General features: G+C 70.7%; 19 protein-coding genes. 5 read left to right on the top strand and 14 right to left on the bottom strand.

The features are described 5' to 3' along the window. Positions 1–22 precede the first annotated feature (22 nt). On the bottom strand, positions 23–223 hold the full coding sequence (locus tag ACLBX9_RS07440; protein ID WP_010684809.1) for a hypothetical protein: 201 nt from the start codon (positions 221–223) through the stop codon (positions 23–25). A 127-nt stretch (positions 224–350) separates the two neighbouring features. Between ACLBX9_RS07440 and ACLBX9_RS07435 the strand changes: the two genes are divergently transcribed. After that, a complete protein-coding gene (locus tag ACLBX9_RS07435) occupies positions 351–2,906 on the top strand; it encodes a phosphoketolase family protein (protein ID WP_447718473.1) in 2,556 nt (851 codons plus the stop codon). A 171-nt stretch (positions 2,907–3,077) separates the two neighbouring features. Here ACLBX9_RS07435 and ACLBX9_RS07430 read toward each other — a convergent pair whose 3' ends face one another. From ACLBX9_RS07430 to ACLBX9_RS07400, 7 genes are all read right to left on the bottom strand, one after another. After that, positions 3,078–3,281 carry a hypothetical protein gene (locus ACLBX9_RS07430; protein WP_447718472.1) on the bottom strand — a complete coding sequence of 68 codons (204 nt, stop codon included), beginning with the start codon at positions 3,279–3,281 and terminating at the stop codon, positions 3,078–3,080. Further along, positions 3,278–3,763, bottom strand: coding sequence for a hypothetical protein (locus ACLBX9_RS07425; RefSeq protein ID WP_010684806.1), 486 nt, complete (start codon positions 3,761–3,763; stop codon positions 3,278–3,280). The genes ACLBX9_RS07430 and ACLBX9_RS07425 overlap by 4 nt, the downstream gene beginning before the upstream one ends. Before the next feature lie 10 nt (positions 3,764–3,773). Further along, entirely contained in the window at positions 3,774–4,424 is a 651-nt protein-coding gene (locus tag ACLBX9_RS07420; protein ID WP_010684805.1) for a BON domain-containing protein, read from the bottom strand. Between the two features lie 63 nt (positions 4,425–4,487). After that, a complete protein-coding gene (locus ACLBX9_RS07415) occupies positions 4,488–4,835 on the bottom strand; it encodes a DUF1476 domain-containing protein (protein WP_447718471.1) in 348 nt (115 codons plus the stop codon). Positions 4,836–4,924: 89 nt separating this feature from the next. Further along, complete coding sequence (mgtA, locus tag ACLBX9_RS07410; RefSeq protein WP_447718470.1) at positions 4,925–7,528, bottom strand: magnesium-translocating P-type ATPase; 2,604 nt, start codon at positions 7,526–7,528, stop codon at positions 4,925–4,927. A gap of 39 nt (positions 7,529–7,567) precedes the next feature. Beyond that, positions 7,568–8,851: a S41 family peptidase gene (locus ACLBX9_RS07405; RefSeq protein ID WP_447718469.1), complete on the bottom strand. Its 1,284-nt coding sequence runs from the start codon at positions 8,849–8,851 to the stop codon at positions 7,568–7,570. Positions 8,852–8,999: 148 nt separating this feature from the next. After that, positions 9,000–10,613, bottom strand: a complete 1,614-nt coding sequence (locus ACLBX9_RS07400) for a bifunctional aminoglycoside phosphotransferase/ATP-binding protein (protein ID WP_447718468.1) — start codon at positions 10,611–10,613, stop codon at positions 9,000–9,002. A 211-nt stretch (positions 10,614–10,824) separates the two neighbouring features. Here ACLBX9_RS07400 and ACLBX9_RS07395 point away from each other — a divergent pair, with 211 nt between their 5' ends. The 4 genes from ACLBX9_RS07395 (at position 10,825) to ACLBX9_RS07380 (ending at position 15,254) form a co-directional block, all read left to right on the top strand. After that, entirely contained in the window at positions 10,825–11,226 is a 402-nt protein-coding gene (locus ACLBX9_RS07395) for a DUF6455 family protein (protein WP_447718467.1), read from the top strand. Further along, positions 11,219–13,927 (top strand): cation-translocating P-type ATPase, encoded by a 2,709-nt coding sequence (locus tag ACLBX9_RS07390; RefSeq protein WP_447718466.1) that lies wholly within the window; start codon positions 11,219–11,221, stop codon positions 13,925–13,927. Before ACLBX9_RS07395 ends, ACLBX9_RS07390 begins: the two co-directional genes overlap by 8 nt. 57 nt (positions 13,928–13,984) lie before the next feature. Next, on the top strand, positions 13,985–14,281 hold the full coding sequence (locus ACLBX9_RS07385; protein ID WP_447718465.1) for a hypothetical protein: 297 nt from the start codon (positions 13,985–13,987) through the stop codon (positions 14,279–14,281). Positions 14,282–14,393: 112 nt separating this feature from the next. Continuing rightward, positions 14,394–15,254 (top strand): universal stress protein, encoded by an 861-nt coding sequence (locus ACLBX9_RS07380; protein WP_447718464.1) that lies wholly within the window; start codon positions 14,394–14,396, stop codon positions 15,252–15,254. Between the two features lie 266 nt (positions 15,255–15,520). On the opposite strand, the gene ACLBX9_RS07375 is transcribed toward ACLBX9_RS07380, so the two are convergent. The 6 genes from ACLBX9_RS07375 to ACLBX9_RS07350 form a co-directional block, all read right to left on the bottom strand. Beyond that, positions 15,521–16,207: a helix-turn-helix domain-containing protein gene (locus tag ACLBX9_RS07375; RefSeq protein ID WP_010684796.1), complete on the bottom strand. Its 687-nt coding sequence runs from the start codon at positions 16,205–16,207 to the stop codon at positions 15,521–15,523. A gap of 127 nt (positions 16,208–16,334) precedes the next feature. Further along, positions 16,335–16,559: a hypothetical protein gene (locus tag ACLBX9_RS07370; protein ID WP_010684795.1), complete on the bottom strand. Its 225-nt coding sequence runs from the start codon at positions 16,557–16,559 to the stop codon at positions 16,335–16,337. A gap of 89 nt (positions 16,560–16,648) precedes the next feature. Continuing rightward, positions 16,649–16,933 carry an SPW repeat protein gene (locus ACLBX9_RS07365; RefSeq protein ID WP_447718463.1) on the bottom strand — a complete coding sequence of 95 codons (285 nt, stop codon included), beginning with the start codon at positions 16,931–16,933 and terminating at the stop codon, positions 16,649–16,651. Positions 16,934–17,420: 487 nt separating this feature from the next. Next, a complete protein-coding gene (locus ACLBX9_RS07360; RefSeq protein WP_348529354.1) occupies positions 17,421–17,930 on the bottom strand; it encodes a response regulator transcription factor in 510 nt (169 codons plus the stop codon). A 44-nt stretch (positions 17,931–17,974) separates the two neighbouring features. After that, positions 17,975–18,583 carry a response regulator FixJ gene (gene fixJ, locus ACLBX9_RS07355; protein ID WP_447718462.1) on the bottom strand — a complete coding sequence of 203 codons (609 nt, stop codon included), beginning with the start codon at positions 18,581–18,583 and terminating at the stop codon, positions 17,975–17,977. Further along, positions 18,573–20,123: a PAS domain S-box protein gene (locus ACLBX9_RS07350; protein ID WP_447718461.1), complete on the bottom strand. Its 1,551-nt coding sequence runs from the start codon at positions 20,121–20,123 to the stop codon at positions 18,573–18,575. Before ACLBX9_RS07350 ends, fixJ begins: the two co-directional genes overlap by 11 nt. Positions 20,124–20,186: the final 63 nt, after the last annotated feature.

The raw sequence follows: 20,186 nt of genomic DNA, 5'->3' as shown, positions 1-20,186 counted from the left end.
TGTCTCCTCGATTCGATGGGTTTCAGAGGGCGAGCCAGAGCAGCGCCGGCGTCACCACCGAGGCCGCGACGGCGAGCGCCAGCGCCTGAAGACTGCCGATGGACAGATACCGCGCCGCGTCCGTGACGACCCGGGGTTCGGCATCGTTCGTCGGCGCCAGCATGACCGGCACCCGCGCGCTGCGCACCGTCGTGATGAGGGTGGTTCGAAGAACCAAGGCCATCGCTCGCTCCCGTCTTGCTGACGGGAGACATCCTGCCGCCCAACCCGGGAGCCGCCTTGATCCACCTCAACGCCACGGGCCCCGGCCGCCTGCACGGTCGCTCAGGATCCGCAACCGGGAGGCCGACATGGACGCGAGCCGCGAGCCGCGGAAAGCCCGCGAGGAACGCCGCGACCCCGAGCCTGCGTACGGCAGCCACGACCTGGCCTTCGTGCCTGGGCCGCTCGGGCCGGACGGGCTCAGGCGGATCGACGCCTACTGGCGGGCCGCGAACTACCTGTCGGTCGGCCAGATCTACCTGATGGCCAACCCGCTTCTGCGCGAGCCTTTGAGGCCCGAGCACGTGAAGCCGAGGCTCCTCGGGCACTGGGGCACGACGCCGGGCCTCAACTTCATCTACGTGCACCTGAACCGGGTCATCCGGCAGCGCGACCTCGACATGATCGCCGTCTGGGGGCCGGGCCACGGCGCGCCGGGGCTCGTCGCCAACGCCTACCTGGAGGGGACCTACAGCGAGATCTATCCGGACGTGGCGCGGGACGCGGAGGGGATGGGCCGGCTGTTCCGGCAGTTCTCGTTCCCGGGCGGCATTCCGAGCCACGCCTCGCCGGAGCTGCCCGGCTCGATCCACGAGGGCGGCGAGCTCGGCTACTCCCTGGCGCACGCCTTCGGCGCGGCCCTGGATAACCCGGGCCTGACCGTCGCCTGCGTCATCGGCGACGGCGAGGCCGAGACGGGGCCGCTCGCCGCGTCATGGCACGCCAGCAAGTTCCTCCACCCCGGGGCGGATGGCACCGTGCTGCCGATCCTGCACCTCAACGGCTGGAAGATCGCCAACCCGACCATCCTCGCCCGCATGCCCGAGACCGAGCTGCGCAGCCTCCTCGTCGGCTACGGTTACGCGCCGACCTTCGTGGATGGGAACGAGCCGGCCCGGATGCACCAGGCCATGGCCGCGGCCCTCGACGCGGCCCTCGACGCCATCGCGGAGATCCGAAGGCACGCCGGCCGCGGCGACGGTGGGCGCCCGCACTGGCCGATGATCGTCCTGCGCAGCCCCAAGGGCTGGACCGGACCGAAGACCGTCGAGGGCAATCCGGTCGAGGGGACGTGGCGCTCGCATCAGGTGCCCGTCGCGGCTACGCGGGAAAACCCGGCGCATCTCGCGATCCTGCAAGGATGGATGCGATCTTACCGGCCGGAGGACCTGTTCGCGGAGGACGGCTCGCTGCTGCCGGCCCTGGCCGAGCTGCCGCCGCAGGGACCTCGGCGCCTCTCGGCCAACCCGCATGCGAACGCGCACACGAGTGCGCCGCTGCGCCTCCCGGACTTGAGGGACTTCGCCGTGTCGGTCCAGGGCCGGGGTCGGACCCGCGCAGAGGCGACGCGGGCGCTGGGCACCTACCTGCGGGACGTCCTGACCCTGAACGCGAAGGCCCGCAACTTCCGCATCATGGGGCCGGATGAGACCGCGTCGAATCGGCTGGATGCGGTGTTCGAGGTGACGGGCCGCGCCTGGCAGGAGGCGATCTTCCCTGGCGACGACCATCTCGCCCGGGACGGGCGCGTCATGGAGGTGCTGAGCGAGCACCTCTGTGAGGGCTGGCTCGAGGGGTATGTCCTCACCGGCCGGCACGGCCTGTTCGCGACCTATGAGGCCTTCGCCCACGTCGTCGATTCGATGGTGAACCAGCACGCCAAGTGGCTGAAGTCGTCCCGCGACCTGCCCTGGCGCCGGCCCGTGCCGTCTCTCAACATCCTGCTCTCGTCCCACGTCTGGCGGCAGGACCACAACGGCTTCAGCCACCAGGACCCGGGCTTCATCGATTTCGTGGCGAACAAGCGCGGTGACACGGCCCGCATTTACCTGCCGCCGGACGCGAACTGCCTGCTCTGCGTCACCGACCACTGCCTGCACACCTACGACCGCATCAACGTCGTCGTCGCCGGCAAGCAGCCCGCTCTCCAGTGGCTGAGCCTGGACGAGGCGGTGACGCATTGCGCGGCCGGCATCGACATCTGGGACTGGGCCTCGAACGAGGGCGAGGCGGAACCCGACGTGGTGATGGCCTGCGCGGGCGACGTGCCGACCCAGGAGACGCTGGCCGCCGTGGACTGGCTGCGCCGGCACGTGCCGGAGCTGAGGGTCCGCGTCGTGAACGTCGTCGACCTGATGACGCTGCCCGCGCCCGAGACGCACCCGCACGGCCTCGACGACCCAACCTTCGACAGCCTGTTCACGCGCGGCCGACCGGTGGTGTTCGCCTACCACGGCTATCCGTGGCTCATCCATCGGCTGACCTACAAGCGGACAAATCACGGCAATTTCCACGTGCATGGCTTCATCGAGGAGGGCACGACCACGACGCCCTTCGACATGTGCGTGCTGAACCGGCTCGACCGCTATCACCTCGCGCAGGCCGCACTACGGGCCGTGCCGGGGCTCGGGGCGCGCGCAGAGCACGCCGAGCAAGCGCTGCGGGACGCTCTGGCGGCCCACCGCGAGCACGTCCGCCGCACCGGCGAGGATCTGCCGGAGGTGAGGGACTGGGCTTGGCCGGAACGGCGCGCGCCCGAGGACCACGATCGTCGGATCGAGGGCGACATCATGCAGTGCGGCCCGACCGAGGCGGATGCGTCCGGGCGGGCTGAGGCCGTTGACGGGTGGACGATGGTCTCCTGAGGCCGGGCGATGATCCTCGTCCTCAACGCCGGTTCCACCAGCCTGCGTTGCGCTATGTTCGAGCCGGGCGCGGACCAGCCGGCTCGGCGAGCGCCGAAGTGTCCGGATGCCTGCCAACGCGGCTTGCCGGACAGGCGATAAGGCGGCGCTGCGCTGCCAGCTGGTCGTGGATCAATCCGGCGCGTCGGAACGGCCGCCCGCTGGCCCGTCGTCGACCGCCGGCATCCAGCGGAACAGGAAGCGGTCCATCTCGCTCGCCCAGGCGAGTGGAAGGTCGAGCCAGAACGTCCGCCACAGCGCAAGCCACGCCGCCTCGGCCATGGCTAGGTCCGGCGGGAGCCCCCCAATCGGCGGCGCGAGTGGACGGGCAGTCACGCGGGGCTCCCCACGCGGCTTACCGCGCCCGGCGCGCTCACGCGGGCGACCTTGAACGTGTGGTAGGCCTCGTCGTCGGCCTCACGGATCGAGACGTACTCGCCTTCGACGAAGGTGTGGGTGCCGAGGCGGTAGCCGGGTTCGTCGTCGTCGTCGGTGCGGTCGTCGTAATCGATCAGCCAGGTCGCGCCGCCCGCGCCGCCGGCCCGGTGCACGAGCCGGCCGTGGCGGTCGGGCTCGCCCGTCCAGAAGCGGCGGACGCGGCAACGGTCGCGGGTCCCGTTCCAGAGCACCGCATCGAGATGTCCATCCGTCCCAAGAGGCGCGACCACCTCGTAGCCGCGCCCGACGCTGCCGTCCGGATGCTCGGGGCAGCGCGCCAGCGTCAGGATCACCCGGCGCAGCGCGGCCGGGGCGCCGGTCCTTTCTGGAGGCGCCGGCTCGCCGTGAGCGACCGTCGGCCCGTGCGTTGCGTGAGACATGGCCGCCTCCTCAGCTCAGCGCGACGATGCGGTCCTCGACGGACCGGACGCCCGGAACCGACCAGGCCGCGCGCTCGGCGGCGTCCCGTTCCGCCCAGGCCGTCACCGCGCCCTCCAGCGTGACCTTGTCGCCCGCGACGGTGACCTTGATCCCATCGGCCTCGAAGAGGGCGCCCCGCTTGAACGCCTCCAGGATCTTGTCCTTCACGGCCGTCGGCGGAACCCGCGGCCTGACCTCGATGAGGTTGGTGACGCCGTGAACGCCGGACAGCTTCCGGACCGCGGCCTCGGCGCCGGCCATCTGGTACTGCCAGTCCACCATGCCGGTCAGCGTGACCCAGCCGCCGGCGACCTTCACCTGGATGGCACGCTTCGGAAGGTGCACGGACCAGTCGATGATGGCCAGGGCGCGCGCCGCGATCTGGTCGTCCGCGACCTTCTTCTCGTCGGCGTAGCGGACCTCGATCTCCTGGGCGATGGCGCGCACGCCCCGGACGCGCCGCACCGCGCGCTCCGCCTCGACCTTCTCGGCGTAGCTTCCGACGTGGCCGGTCAGCGTCACGACGCCTTCCGAGACGGCGACGCCGATGGCGCCGGCGTCGAGGCTGGGGTCGAAGTCGAGCTCGTCGAGAACGTCGCGGCGCAGGTCCTTGTCGGTCATGGCGTGCTTCCTCATGGCAAGTGTCCGATCCGTGCGGGGCGGCTGCCGGCGATCCTGCGCGGCCTAGACGGAGGAGCCTTGATCCAGCGCAACGCCGACGCGCCGCTCGGCCTGCGCCAGCGCGGTGCACCGCCCCATTTCCGTGCGCAGGCGAGCGGCCGTCGTCTCGATGCCGGCGGCTTTCAGGTCGGACTGAAGCCTCGCGATCAGCGTCTCGTCGTCGGTCACGACCGCCCACTCCGTGAAGGCGGTGACGTAACCCTCAGCCGTGGTACCGGTCAGGCGCATCCGCTCGCAGGCCCAGGTCGCGAGGAGCCGATTGCGCCGGTTGCGGGCGTGGAAGCGCGCTTCCTCCTCCTGGACGAAGCAGCGCTCGGCGGCCCGCTCACGCTCGTCGAACATCGTGGTCATGGAAGCCTCCGTCTCAGTGCGGCGCCGGACCGTACCGGCGGCGGATCAGCCATCCTTCGACCGGCCCTGGCGACCAGCCTTGAGGCAGATCAAGCTCCCGGACGTCGGCCCTGGGCGCTGTGTCGCGGGCGGACCACCCATGGCTTCACGGCCTCGACCGCCGCGAGGTAGGTGACGGTGATCAGCCCGATAGCGAGCAGGATCGGCAGGGCGGGGATCTGGAAGCCGAACCAGCTTCCCGCCGGGGAGAATGGAAGGGCCAGCGCGGCTGCCAGCGCGGCGAGCGAGGATCCGGCCACCGCCGCGCTCGGACGATCCTCCCAGGGGCGGCCGTTCGTCCGGATGACGAAGATCACCAGGATCTGCGTCGCCATCGATTCCAGGAACCAAGCGGTGCGGAACGCCTCGGCCGACGCGTCGAAGACGAGGAGCAGCGTGCCGAAGGTCAGGAGGTCGAACAGCGACGAGAGCGGACCCATCACCCCCGCGAACCGGAGGATCGCCGCCATGTCCCAGACCTGGGGCCGGACGGTCGCGGACGGGGCCACCCGGTCGAAGGGGATGCCGACCTCGGAGAGGTCGTAGAGCAGGTTGTTGAGGAGGATTTGCGTCGGCAGCATCGGCAGGAACGGCAGCGCCACCGAGGCGACCGCCATCGAGAGCATGTTGCCGAAGTTCGAACTCGCCCCCATGCGGACGTACTTCAGGATGTTGGCGAAGGTTCGCCGTCCCTCCTCGACGCCGTCGGCGACGACCTCCAGGTCGGAGGCGAGCAGGATCATGTCGGCGGCCGCCTGCGCTACACCGGTCGCGCCGTCGACCGACAGGCCGATGTCGGCTTGCGCGAGGGCCGGCGCGTCGTTGATGCCGTCGCCCAGGAAGCCGACGACGGCGCCCTTGGCCTGCAAAGCCCGGACGACGCGCGCCTTCTGGTCAGGCGCCAGCCGCCCGAACGCATCCACCTTCCGGACCCGGACCGTGAGGGCCGCGTCGCTCAGTCCCGCGATTTCAGGGCCCGATAGGACCGTGCCGGCCCGCAGCCCGACGAGGCCCGCGAGCCGGCGCACGACCACAGGGTCGTCGCCGGACAGGATCTTCACGTGCACGCCGGCCCGCGCGAGCCGCGCGATGGCGGCATCGGCCGTCGGCTTGGGCGGATCGGCAAAGGCGCAGAAGCCCTCGAAGACGAGGTCGATTTCGTCCGCGACACCGAGCGGGTGCGGGGAACCGACCCACGGGCGCGAGGCCACCGCGATGCTGCGCAGCCCGTCTTCGGCCAGGGTCCGAACCTGCCCGAGAGCCTCGTCGCGACCTCTCGGGCCCATCGGTTCGATCCGCCCTCCGGCACGTCGCGCTTGGCAGAGGGCCAGCACGGCCTCGGGGGCGCCCTTCAGTATCAGCAGCGGCCCCTCGGGTCCCCGCGCGAGGACCGAACCGGAGCGGCGTCCGTAGTCGAACGCCCGCTGGCCGGCGAGTTCCCAACCCCTCCCGGCGTCCGGATGGGCATGCGCCAAGGCGGCGTCGAGCGAACCGCGGTCTCCGCCGAGGGCAGCCGCGACCGCCGCAAGCCTCGCCGGCCGCTCGTCCGGCCGGCCCGCCGGGTCGAGGCTGCGCGCCAGCGCGATCTCGGCTGAGGTCAGCGTGCCGGTTTTGTCGGTGCACAGCACGGTCATCGCGCCGAGGTCGTGAATGGCGGCCAAGCGCTTCACGATGACCTTGCGCGCGGCCATGCGCATCGCCCCCCGCGAGAGCGTCACGGTGGTGACCATCGGCAGTAACTCCGGTGTCAGGCCGACGGCGAGGGCGACGGCGAACAGGAGGGAGTCGACGACCGGCCGGCCCAGGACGACGCGGACCGCCAGAACGGCGAGCACCAGACCGAGGGTCAGCCGCGCGACGATCAAGCCGAATGCGTGCAGGTCGCGCTGGAAGGGCGAGGATGCCTGCACCTCGGCCAGAGCCGAGGCCGCGGCGCCGAACATCGTTGCCGGGCCGGTCGCGACGACGAGGGCTGTCGCCTCACCCGTCTGAGCGACAGCGCCGCGGAAGAGGGCGTTCGCGGCCTCTGCCGGCTCGGTGACCGTCACGGGGCCCGGTCGCTTCCCGACCGGATAGGGCTCACCCGTGAGCGCGGCCTCGGTGGCGGTGAACGCGTCGCTCTCAATGACGAGGGCGTCGGCCGGGACGATGTCGCCGGCACGCACGCGCAAGATGTCGCCTGGAACGACCTGCTCCACCGGAACAGTGAGGAAGCCGCCGTCGCGCCGGACCTCGGCCTTCAGCGCAACCGCGTGGCGCAAGGCCTCGGCCGCCCTCTTGGCGTGGCCCTCCTGCACGGTGTCGAGCCCGATGGACAGGCCGAGGATGACGACGATAATTGCACCCCCGACGACCTCGCCGGTCAAGACCGAGACGAGCCCGGCCGCGAGCAGGATCAGGGCGAGCGGTTCGAGCAGGCGTCGCAGCACCGCCTGCCAAACGCCCGAAGCTCTCTTCCTGGCGTCGCTATTGGGCCCGAAGCGTTCGAGCCGCCGTCCGGCGTCAACCGAGCCGAGCCCGTCGAGCCCGCATCCGAGTTCGGCGCAGAGCGCCTCGGGCTCGCGCGTCCAGAAGGGCGCGGTGGCCGCGGCTGGCGGCAGGTCCGGCGGCGAGGAAGCACTCTGGGCGAGGGCCGGACCCGCGGTCTTTCTCATAGGGGTGGGTCCGACGCCTTCCGCTCGTGGCGGACGACATCATCGGCCGGCGACGGGGTCGTTGCGCTGGATCAAGCCGTCGTCGCCGGCCTGATCGGCTGCCTGAAGGCGCCTCAGGCCAGCGGTCAACTGTCGGTCCCGCGAAGGATCTATCAGGCCGTCCTCGACGATGCCGTCCTGCAGGGACCCGCCGCTCCCGTACCGTCTCCCCGATGGTCCACCGTCAACGCCGGCCACTGTGCCGTTCTCGGGCACCAAGCGATCGGGCTCGATGCCGTTGCCTTCCACCCGGTGGCCCGCGGGCGTGACGACCCACGCCGTCGTCAGCCGCAGACCGCGCCCGCCCCGATGGGCATAGGTGGTCTGGACGGCACCCTTGCCGTAGGTGCGCGTGCCTATGACGGTCGCGCGTCGGTGGTCCTGGAGCGCACCCGCGACGATCTCCGCCGCGGAGGCCGTCCCCCTGTCTACGAGCACGACGAGCGGCAGGCCGTCGATCCGGTCCTCGCCGGTCCTGTCCAGCGCGAACCGCTCGACGTTCCCCGAGCCGCGACCGACCAAGCGAACGATCTCGCCGCGCCCCAGGAAGGCCCCGGCCACCGCCACAGCCTGCACGACGAGGCCGCCCGGATTGCCGCGAAGATCCAGGACGAAGCCCGAGAGCCGGTCACGACCGATACCGGCCTTCAGGGTCGCGACTGCCTTGAGCAGCCGGCCGGAGGTGAACGCGTCGAAGTGGTCAAGCCCGACATAGGCGACGGTGTCCAGAGCCCGCATGCGGACCGGGTGCAGCGGCAGCCACTCCCGTGTCAGCACCACCTCGGACGGGGCACGTTCTCCCGGACGGACGACCCGCAGGTGCACGGTGGAGCCCGGCTCCCCCCTCAGGAGGTCGGCGACCTTGTCGGGTCCGAGGTTCTCGGCCGCGGCGCCGGCGATGCTCTCGATCACGGTCCCAGGCGCGAGGCCGGCCCGCGCCGCCGGGGTGTCCGGAAGCGTGCTCCCGACCGTCCCGCCTGCCTCGACCTCCAGTCCGACGCCGGAGTAGCTCCCGGTGTCCTGCTGGTCGAGCCGGCGGAACTCGGCTGCGGTGAGGTAGCGTGAATGCCGGTCCAGCGTGGCGACCAGCCCGGCTATGGCCGCATCGATCAACTGGCTCTCGCCACGCACGTCGACCGCCCGTGTCCGGATGGCGTGGAACGCGGCCCCGAAGGCGAGCAGATCGCGATATGGAAGCTCGTTGAAGCGGTTCGACCCTACGCCGGCGTCGGGTGACGCCGGCGTCGCGAGGACCGCGACGACAGCCCCGGCGACCCCGGCCAAGCCGACGATCAAACACCTGAATGCGCGACCGTGGGTACGCCGGTCGTGTGCCGGCTCGCCTGTGGTCGCTGTAAGAGGCATCGCCCGGCCCCGATTGCCCATACGAGGTCAGGGTGGCTGCCTGCATCCGGCATCGCCTTGACCTGCATCAACGGACGCACCGTGCGTGCGCCGTTCGACCTCTTACGGTCGGGATTTTTGGACCCGCTTCGGGCGGCCGGGCCGCCGGCCGCCCCGCCCCGACGCTCCTGTCGAGAGACAGGACGGTCGAGCCCAGGACGTCCAGCGGCAGGTCCGCCTGCAGACGAGGCCACGTGAGGGCGCCGCAGCCGCGCGCGACCTGGGCCGCCAGAACCGCCGCGGTCGCGTCCGAAGGGTTACCGACGCGCGACGCGATGCGGCTCGCGAGCGTCGCGGTCGGCGCCTCCAGCCAAACGCCGACGAACCCCGCGTCATTGTCCCGGGCGACCGCCTCGATGCCATCCCGTTCCGTACGGCGGTCGAAGACCGCATCGGCGACAGCGCAATGGCCCACGGCCAGGACCCGTGCGGCCTCCAGCCGGAGTGCCGCGTAGACGCGAAGCGACACGGCAGAGGCGTAGGCCGAGGCCGGCAGCCGGGTCAGAGCGCCGACCCCGTGCAGCCGCTTCCGGATGCGATCGCTCGACAGGACCCGGGCGCCCGGGGGGGCGCCCATCCGGGGAGCGGCCGCCGCAGCGACGCTCGACTTTCCGGAGCCGCTGAAGCCACCGACGGCGAGGAGGACGACGGGCCTGTCGGTCAGCAGGTTTTCCGCGAGCGCCAGATAGGCTTGCGCCTCTGCGGTCGTCGCGGCAGCGACATCGCCGGTCCCACCGGCGGCTTGCGCCGCCGTGACATGGGCGCGGATGACCGCGCGCAGAGCCATCAGGAACGGCAGCAAGCCGATCCCGTCAGTCTCGTCCGCCACGTCGAGGTAGCGGTTGAGCAGGCGGTTGGCGAGGTCGAAGCGCTCCCGGTGCCAGAGGTCCATGAGGACGAAGGCGAGGTCGTAGAGGACGTCGGTCGTCGCGATGGTCTCGCTGAACTCGATGCAGTCGAACGGCGTCGGTCTTCCCTCGAACAGGCAGATGTTGCGCAAGGTGAGATCGCCGTGGCAGCGACGGACCTTGCCGGCGGCGCGGCGGGCGTCGAGCAGGGGCGCGTGTCGCGCCAGGACCGCACGGAATCGGGCCGTCATCGACTCCGCCACGTCGGCCGAGGCGAGTCCTGTCGTTCGGAGCGCGACCCCGTTCATGTCGACGAGCGCCTCCATGGCGGCGGCGCCTCCGCAGTCGCGGTGGATCTCCGCGCCGGCATGAAAGGTCGCGATGACGTGCGCGAGGTCGGCGATGTGGTGCGCTCCCAGGCGACCATCCCGTGCCATGGCGTCGAACAGGTCCGCCTCCGGAAAGCGGCGCATCTCCACCACCGCGTCGACGAGGGGACCGTCTCCATCGAAAGCCAGGGTCCCGCCCGGTTCGCGCGTGATCCGCCGGGCCCCGAGGTAGAGCGCGGGCGCTGTACGGCGGTTGAGCGCCACCTCGGCCTCGCAGGCGGCCAACCTGCGTTCGGGCGTCGAGAAGTCGAGATAGGGGAAGCGGACGGCGCGCTTGAGCTTGAACACGCAATCCTCTGCCAGGAAGAGCCGGGAGATATGCGTGGTCGCGGTGTCCACTGTTCCCGCATCCGAAAGGGCGAGCGTCACGAATCGGACGACGGCGTCTTGGTCCACGGGCGACATGCACGCTGATCCTCGGACGGCTGACCTCGGAGACCGCTCGGGTCGAGGGTGACGCGTCCCGGCGTTCAGATCGCGTGGCGGTCTGCAGGACGTGCCGGCCTGAGGGTGGCGCGCCGACCGATATGTGCGCCAGGGCCGCCTCGCTGGCGTTGAGATGGGTCAAGGAAGCCGCAGCCGCGGTGGGGCACGCAGAGGCTTTGAGGAGGCCTCGATGACTGCATCCACCGACAAACCCGACCCGTTCGACCCGTTCGGTATCGCCGCCTCGATGGGCGAGTGGTGCTGTCTATTGAAGGCCGCCCGGGAGCTCAGGGACATCGATGCGGAGATGATGGCGACGATGCTGGAGGCTGACGCCCCGGCTTCCGCTCCCCTGTCCTCGGAAGCCGCCGCGAAGGTCCGCAGCGTCGCGAGGCTGATGCGTAGCCTCGGCCTCGACCCCGAGGCCATCCGGCGGCGGCAGCCCGAGGCCATGCGGGCGCTCGAAGCGGCCTGCCTGGGCTGCACGGAGCGCAGCCGGTGCACGCGCGAGCTATGGTCAGGGACGGCCGCCGACACCTACCCGGAGTTCTGCCCGAACGGCGTGTCCCTCGACCGGCTGCGCCATGCATGAGCCGGGTCTCGCCAAGGAACCTGGGCTGGCCGAGCCGGAGGACACGGCGGGCTGGCCGGCGGTAGGGACGAAGCCCATCCATGCCCTCCCGCTCGCGGAGGTCTCGAAGGCATTCGGAACCTCCCTGCACGCGGGCTTGACGGACGCGGAGGCCCGGCAACGGCGCGCGAAGGCTGGCGCGAACGTCATCGCCCCGAAGAAGAGGGCCGGCAAGCTCACCCTGCTCCTGCACCAGTTCGCGAGCCCCGTCGTCTACCTGCTCGCGGCGGCCGGTGGCCTCTCGCTCTCCTTCGGCGATTGGCGGGAGGCGGTCGCCGTCATAGCCGTCCTCGCCGTCAACACAGGCCTGGGCTTCTTCACCGAGCTGCGGGCAGTCCGGTCCGTCGAGGGCTTGCGGGCGCTCGGGACCCGCTCAACCCGCGTTCGCCGCGACGGTCACACCCGGGTTCTGCCCGCCGAAGACCTCGTGCCGGGCGATATCGTGCTGGTCGAGGGCGGCGACGCGGTCCCGGCCGACATCCGGTTGGTCGAGGCGTCCAACCTGGGCGCGGACGAGTCGACGCTGACGGGAGAATCCGTGCCGGTCGACAAGTCGGTCGATCCGGTCGCCGCGCAGGCACGCCTTGCCGAGCGTTCCTCGATGCTGTTCCGGGGCACGCTGGTCGTTCGTGGGAGCGGTATGGGTGTCGTGGTCGCGACCGGCCCGGCGACCGAGCTCGGCGGCATCTCGCGGCTCGTGGGACAAGCCGAGCCCGACGGCTCGCCCCTGGAACGACGGCTGCAGCGCCTGTCCGGCCAGATGGTCTGCGTCGTTCTGACGGTGGCGGTCATCCTCGCCGGCCTCGGCATCGCGACCGGAAAGGATCTCCGCCTCATGACCGAGGCCAGCATCGCGCTGGCGGTGGCGGCCATCCCGGAAGGCCTGCCCATCGTCGCGACCCTGGCGCTCGCGCGCGGGATGTGGCGGATGGCGCGGAAGAACGCGCTGATCGAGCACCTGTCGGCCGTCGAGACCCTCGGCGCCACGACACTCATTCTGACCGACAAGACGGGCACGCTCACCGAGAACCGGATGACGGTGCGGCAGCTGTCGCTGCCCTCTGGACAGGACGATCAGGCGGCGCGAGGCCTCCACGTCGCATCCGAGGCGGAACGGCTGCTCCGCGCCGCGGTGCTCTGCAACGACGCCTCGCTCGGGTCCGGCGCAGGAGAGGGCAGCGGCGACCCCATGGAACAGGCGCTGCTGCAGGCGGGCCGGTCCGCCGGCCTGGACCGCGCCACGGTCCTGCGAGACCGGCCTATGATCCGCAAGCGGGCCTTCGACGCCGCCACGCGGTTGATGGCCACCGGCCACGCGTTGGGATCCCACTACTTGGTGGTGGTCAAGGGCGCCCCGGAAGCCGTGCTCGCCGCCTCGCGACGCATCGGTGACGGCGAGCGCGACCGACCGCTCGACGACGGCGGCCGCGACCTCTGGCGACGCCGTGTCGAGGAACTGGGTGCGGGCGGCCTCCGGGTCATCGCCTGCGCCGAGCGGACGGTGGACGCGATGGATGTCCAGCCGTTCGAGGAGCTCACCTTCCTCGGCTTGGTTGGGCTGGAAGACCCCGCCCGGGAGGACGTGCCGGAGGCGATGGCAGCCTGCCGCGACGCCGGAATCCGGGCGGTCATGGTCACCGGCGACCACGCCGTCACGGCCCGCAGCATCGCCCTTGCCGTCGGGCTTGCCGGTCCGCGTGACCGCGTCGTCGAGGGCGTCCCCGGCGCCGGTCCGCCGGGCGGCCTGGAGGATGTCGCCGTCTTCGCGCGGGTGAGCCCGGCCGAGAAGTTGGCGCTGGTCCGCGCCTTCCAGGAGAGGGGCGAGGTCGTCGCCATGACCGGCGACGGCGTCAACGATGCCCCGGCCCTCAGGCAGGCGGATATCGGCGTCGCGATGGGCCGGCGGGGGACGGACGTGGCGCGCGAGGCGGCCGCCATGATCCTCCTCGACGACGCCTTCCCGACCATCGTCGGCGCCATACGGGAGGGACGGATCATCTTCGACAACATCCGCCGGTTCGTCGCCTACCTCCTGGCCTGCAACCTGAGTGAGGTGATGGTCGTCGGGCTCGCGGTCGTGTCGACGCTACCGCTGCCGATCCTGCCGCTGCAGATCCTCTACCTGAACGTCGTGACCGACGTGTTCCCAGCCTTCGCGCTGGCATTGGGGGAGGGCCGGGCGGACGTCCTCCGGCGTCCGCCGCGGGACCCGAAGGAGCCCATCCTCGGGCGGACGCAATGGACTCGGATCGGCCTGCATGCCGTTGCCATCACGGCGGCGACCTTCGCGGCCGGTGCCATCGCCAGGTTTCAGCTCGCCCTCGACCCAGCATCCGTCGTGACGGTCACGTTCCTGACGCTCGCTTTCGCGCAGCTCTGGCAGGTCTTCAACATGCGGGCCTCGGGCTCGCAGCTCCTCCGCAACGAGATCACGCGCAATCCCTGGGTCTGGGCTGCCCTGCTCCTGTGCACGGCGCTGCTCGTCGGCCCGGCCTACCTTCCCCCCGTCGGCAGCGTGCTCGGTCTCGACCCGCTCGATTGGACCGGCTGGTTACTCGTTCTCTCGGCGAGCCTCGCACCGGTCGTGGTCGTCCAACTCGGGACCGCGGTCGCAGGCGCCACCGACGCGTCCCTGAGGAGACCCCTGCTTGAGGTACGATGACCCTTCGCATGGGCGACGTCAGCGTCCCCGCGCGCTTACACCTGGCAGCGCGTGACCATGGAGCCGACCGCGGCGGATTGGGATGCACGGGTCGAACGCTTGACCGGCCGCCTCCCGGTGCGCGTGCGCGATGCGGTCACGTGGCTGAGACGACCATCGCGACGCCCGGTGCGGTTGGTGGCGGCGCTCGCTCTGATCGGGGGCGGCGTGCTGTCGTTCCTCCCCGTCCTCGGCCTCTGGATGCTGCCCCTTGGCCTTGCCCTCCTGAGCGAGGACATCCCGGCGCTGAAGCCACGGCTTGAGGCGCTCGCCAGGGCGATCGAGCGCGCCGTGTCCCGCCTCCGGAAACCCTGACCGGGTCGGGTCGGGGCCTCGGGCGTCTACCGGGAGGCCCGACGTTGCGCTGGATCAAGGCAGGCCGGCCGCGCCGGTCGAGACTTGGGCGGCTAGGCAAGCCGGAGCCCCCATGTCTCTCCCATCCTCATCTTCCCTCACCGGGTTGCGCGACATTCTGGTCGCCGTCACCGAGGAGGGCCGCGGCGACGAGCCAGGGACGGGGATCGGCTACGGCCTCACGCTCGCCGCCGCCTCGGGCGCCCATCTCACCGTCCAGTCCGCCGCTCGCCGCCTCACCATGGTCGGCGGGGCGGGATTGAGGTTCGTCGACGACCTCGTCGCGGGCGAGAACCGGCGGTTGCGGATCCTCGCGCAAGCCGTCGCCGAACGCGTCGCCGGCGACGCAGCCAGCGCGGGCGTGACCTGTACGACAGAGGCGCCCGCGCTCGCCTACCCGGATCTGATCGCGCGGCTCACCGCCCGCGCCCGGCTCGCCGACCTGACCATCCTGGACGCGGAGACGCGGGAGGTGGATCTCGACCGCGACCTGATCGACGGGGTCCTGTTCGGAAGCGGTCGCCCGCTCATCGTGGTGCCGCCGGGTTGCGCAGCGTTCTCCGCCCGGCGGATCGTCGTCGCTTGGGACGGCAGCGCCCAAGCCGCCCGGGCCGCCAACGACGCGCTGCCGCTCCTGCGCGCGGCTGAGGCGGTCGAGATCGTGTCGGCCATCGGCGAGAAGGACCTGCCGGCCTCGATGGCCGGCGCCGAGTTCGCGCCACACCTCGCGCGTCATGGCGTGACTGTAACGGTGAACGTTGTGCCGATCGTCGACAACGTCGCGGAAACGCTCAGGGCAGAGGTCGGCCTGTTCCGCGCGGACATGCTGGTGATGGGCGCCTACCGCCGCTCGCGCGTGCATGAATGGTTCCTCGGCGGCGTCACCCAGTCGCTCCTGACCCGAAGCTCAATACCGCTGTTTCTGGCCCATTGACTGTTCTGGCGGCAAAGCCGCCACGGGCCCTCCTGCCGCAGCGACTTCGGCAGGAGCCTTCGAGGTCCTTCTCGCCTCCCGGTTCGAACCTTGTCCGGCCTGCCGGGGCAGGCCGACGCGCCTGCACGGCCGGCGCCCGCACCCACCCATCCGAACACGTGTGGATTGGGCCGGCGATGCGCCGAGGTCGACCCGGTTCGGGACGCATATCTCGGAAGCCTTCGGCAGGACGAAGCTCCGGCAACGACCGGTCGACAGCGCCAGGCTCAATCTTCGACAATGCGGCGAAGTCGGGCGCGGCGAAGGCTGACCTGGCGCCCGCCCGTGCGCAGCAGCGCCCCGTCCTCCTCCAATTGCGAGAAGGTCCGCGACACGGTCTCGATGGTGAGGCCGAGGTGATCCGCGATGTCGCGCCGGGTCATCGGCAGGGCGAAGGTTCCGGTACCGCCAAGACGTTCGTCCACCTCCATGAGGAAGGTCGCGACGCGCTCGACCGCGGAGCGACGACCGAGCAGCAGCATATGGTCCTGGGCGTGGCGAAGGCCGCTGGCCGCCATGGCCCAGAGTTGGCAGGCTACCTCGGCGCTGCGGGTCGCGGCGCGCTCGACCCCGCGCCGGCGGAAGATCAGCACCTGTGTCTCCGACAAGGCCTCGGCCGTGTGCCGGTGCATCTCGCCCTGCTCCAGGCCGAACAGGTCGCCGGGCAGGTGGAAGCCGGTGATCTGGCGTCTGCCGTCGTTCAGAACCTTGTGGGCGCGCACCGCGCCGCTGACGACCTTGTAGACGAACTCGGCCTCCTCGCCCTCACCATAGATCTCCTCCTCGCGGGCATAGGCGAAGGGGGTGCCGATGAGTTCGGGACAGCCGGCGAAGAGCGCGATCCCGAGCTTGCCGCCGCCAGTAGCGTTCGCGGTCACGCGCGAAGACGGGTGCAGGGTGATCTCGGCGGCCATCGCGTCTCTCCTCGTCCGCATTGGGATGGAGGGAAGATTGGCGGGGCCGGGACTCCGGGGAAATTCCGGTCGGTCTCTTACGCAGGTTTGCTTAAGGGCAATTACGTAGGCGCCCTCTCCCCCGCGTTCAGTGGCTTGCGGTCATCGCGAGGCCCCATGCACGCACGGGGTCGTGCATCACGAAGTGACCGTCGCGACCCGCGGCCAGCGAGCACAGAGCGGTGGCGAGCCCGTACGCCACGACCCCCAGCACCAGCGTCACGGCGTCTGCATTTCGCCGCAGAGCGTGGATGGCGACGCAGCCCGCGGTGAATGACGAGGCGACGAGGAATGCAGACGGGTCGAGAGGCATCGCGCCGCTCCGGATGGTGATCGGTCCACGGTTCTGGATGGGCCGCGCCCGGACGGCGAACCGCCGCCCCTCCGGCGATGAACGACGCCTCAGACCGAACGGGCCTGGGGCGACACGAAGAGCCGCCAGAGTTCGAACGCTGCCAGCGCGGCGACCGCGAGCCCGATGCCCACGTGCAGCCACATCGGGTATCGCGTGTCCGCGAACCCCAGCGCCCACGGGGCGATGGACACCCAGAGGCCGGCGGCGAGATTGATGTATTCCTCCCAGTCGTAGGACTTGGCGAGGGCGAGCACGGCGACGACGGTGATAGCCCCCCGCAGACAAAAGCATTGCGCGCTGCGGCGGTCTCGCTGCCGAGCCTGAGGTACCAAGGTGCCATCAGCAGCGCGACGCCCAGGAGAGCGTTGAGCGCGTTCGGGATCATGTCCTCCGTCCGGTTTTCGATGGTCCGCATCGTCGCCTCCTGGCAGGAGTGTGGGAGCACCGGGGCCTGAGACACCGAACGCCGGGCCTGCGGCGGCGGATGGCCGGCCGCCTCCTGAGGCCGAGCATCCCGCCCTCTCGCATCGAAGCATTGATGTGGCTCAAGGGGATCGAAGGGGAGCTGAAACCCTATCCCCGCGGTACGCAACCCGCGTGGGGCCGGCGTCCCGGCCCCGACCTCCTCATGCCGGAGATCGACGGTCGCGACGTGTGAAGCCCGCCGCGGGACTTCGCGGGCGCGGCGGCTTACGCGGAACGCCCCATGGCCCACGTTGAGGGGACAGCGTGTGCTTTCCTCGTTCCGGCTGGCTTCGGAGCTAGGGGAGAAGTCATCGCGCGGCCTTGATCTGCCGCAATCCGACTCCGGTGCGCGGATCAGGCCGGCTGCGCGGGGATCTCGCCAGGCGGGCGGCGGGCGGCGGACGCGCCCGGATCCGCCATGGCCTTCCCGCTCAAGCCTGAGGGCATGGGATCGCGCGCTTCTCTGGCAAGCAGGTCAAGTAACGCGTCGAACACCAGTGGTTTCTCGACCAAGGGCAAGCCCGCATCCCTGGCCCGCGCTCGGATGCCCGGGTCGGGATGGCCGGTGACCAGCACCACCGGGACTTTGGCGTCGAGCTTGCGAAGTCGGTCGAACACCTCAAGGCCGTCCATGCCCTTCATGACGTGATCGAGCAGGATCAACGCCGGGCGCGGCCCCGGGAAGGCCGCCAACAGGCCCGAGCCGTCGGTGAACGTCTCGACAGCATGGCCCTCGCCTTCGATCAGGAAGCGCGTGGAATGGAGAACGGCCGGGTCATCGTCCACGACGTAGACGAGGCGGGGTGAAGCTGTGGTCATGGCTGCTGCCGGTCGGTGCGGTCCTCGATTGAAGATCGCCACCATGCGAGAACAGGCCGGCGGCCGCCTTGACCTGCCTCAAGCCGGTGTCAGGCCAAGCCGGTCAGCACCGACCAGCGCACCAGTTCCTGAAGGTTCTCCGCCTGCGTCTTGGCCATGAGCTTGGCCCGGTAGATCTCGACGGTGCGCGGGCTGATGTCGAGCGTTCGGCCGATCTCCTTGCTGGTGCGGCCGGCGACGAGGTGGTCCAGAACCTGCCGCTCGCGCTCGCTCAGGGTTCCCACGCGACGCACGAACTCGCGCAGCGTCGGATCGACCGCTCCGGTGACCTCGCCCCGCTCCAAGGCCGACCTGAGCGCTTGGATGAGCGCGTCGTCGTCGAACGGCTTCTCGATGAAGTCGCAGGCGCCGAGCTTCATCGCCTCGACCGCGAGCGGCACGTCCCCGTGCCCCGTCATCATCACCACCGGCAAGGCGTGCCCCGCCGCCCGCAGACGGCGCAGCAGTTCGAGCCCGTCGATGCCCGGCATGCGGATGTCGGTCAGGACGCAGCCCGCGGACGGTTTCGCCAGCCCATCGAGCAGGTCCGCCCCGGCCTCGTAGAGCCGGACCTCGAACCCCTCGGTTCCGAGCAGGAAGCCGACAGAGTCCCGCATCGCCGGGTCGTCGTCCACGACATGCACGAGATCACTTGCCATCGCGCGGGTTCCCCTCGTGGGCGGCCGGGAGCGTCAGCCGGAAGGTCGCCCCGCCGACGTCGTTGCGTTCGACGTCGAGGCGTCCGCCATGCGCCTCCACGATGGTGCGGCAGATCGAGAGCCCCACGCCCATGCCGCTTTGCTTCGTGGTGACGAATGGGTGGAACAACCTGTCCGCGATCTCTTCGGCAATGCCGGGACCGGTGTCCGACACGGCAATCTCGACCGCCCTCCGGCCCAGGGGTCTCGCCTCGACGGTCAGTTCGCGCCTGTCGCTCCGTTGCATGGCCTCGCGGGCGTTGCGCAGCAGATTCACCAGGACTTGCTGCACTTGGACCCTGTCGGCGAGAACGGAGCCGGCCCGCGGGTCGACAGCGACGCGCGTGACGATGCCCTGCTCGCGGGCCCCGACCAGCGCCAGCGCGCTGGCTTCCTCGATCAACCGCGCGACCGGCTCGACCCGCTTCTCGGTCTCGCCTCGGGCTACGAACTCGCGCAAGCGCCGTATGATCTGGCCGGCTCGCAACGCCTGCTCGGCGGTCTTGTCGAGGATCTCCATCGTCTTGGCGATGGCTTCGGGGCCGGTGCGCGCCAGCAGACGGCGGCAGCCCTTGGTGTAGTTCGCGATGGCGCCGAGCGGCTGGTTCAATTCGTGCGCGAGCGCGGAGGCCATCTCGCCCATCGCGCTGAGCCGGGAGACATGGGCGAGTTCGGACTGGAGTTCCTGGAGGCGCGCCTGGGTCCGCTGGTGCTCGGTGAGGTCGTTGATGAAGCCGGTGAAGTACACCTGCTCGCCCGAGCGCATCTCGCCGATGGCGAGCTCCATCGGGAAGGTCGAGCCGTTGCGTCTCTGGCCGGTTACGACCCGGTTGGTGCCGATGATGCGGCGCTCGCCGGTCCGGTGGTAGCGCTCGAGGTAGCCGTCATGCTCGCGCCGCATCGGCTCCGGCATCAGGATGCGGACGTTCTGCCCGACCGCCTCGCCAGCCGCGTAACCGAACAGGCGCTCGGCCGCGGCGCTGAAGGAATGGATGAGGCCCGCCTCATCGATGACGACCATCGCTTCGGGCACGGTGTCGAGGATCGAGCGCAGGTGCGCCGCGCGTGCCCGGATGTCTTCCTCGGCCCGCTTCTGCTCGTCGATGCTCAGGACCACCCCGCGATGCCGTGCCGGCCGGCCGTCCGCATCAAGGCTCACCCGCCCGCGCGAGCGCAGCCAGCAGACGTGTCCGTCGGGCCGCACGATGCGGTAGTCGACCTCGTAGCTCCCGCCATCCCGCAAGGTCCTCTGGATGGCGTCTGCCCGGCCCTGTCGGTCGTCGGGGTGCACCAGAGCCTGTGAGTCGGCGAAGGTGGTCAGCCGCTCGGGCGGCACTCCGAACAGGCGCGCGCAGGTCGGAGAGATGGTGGCCCGCCCGGTCGGGATATCCAGCGACCAGACGCAGATGCCGACCTCGTCCAGGGTCTGCCGAAGCTCGTCACTCGCCGGCGTGACGTCTCGCTCAAGGCCGGCGCTGGGCATGTCGACGGGGTCCGTCATGAACCGCACCCGGAAAAATCCTGCGCGCGGCGGTCGTGAAACTGGCCTCTCTCCGCCTTCAGA

This window comes from Methylobacterium sp. A49B (genome assembly GCF_053346215.1).
This window is presented reverse-complemented; position numbering and strand designations above follow the sequence as displayed.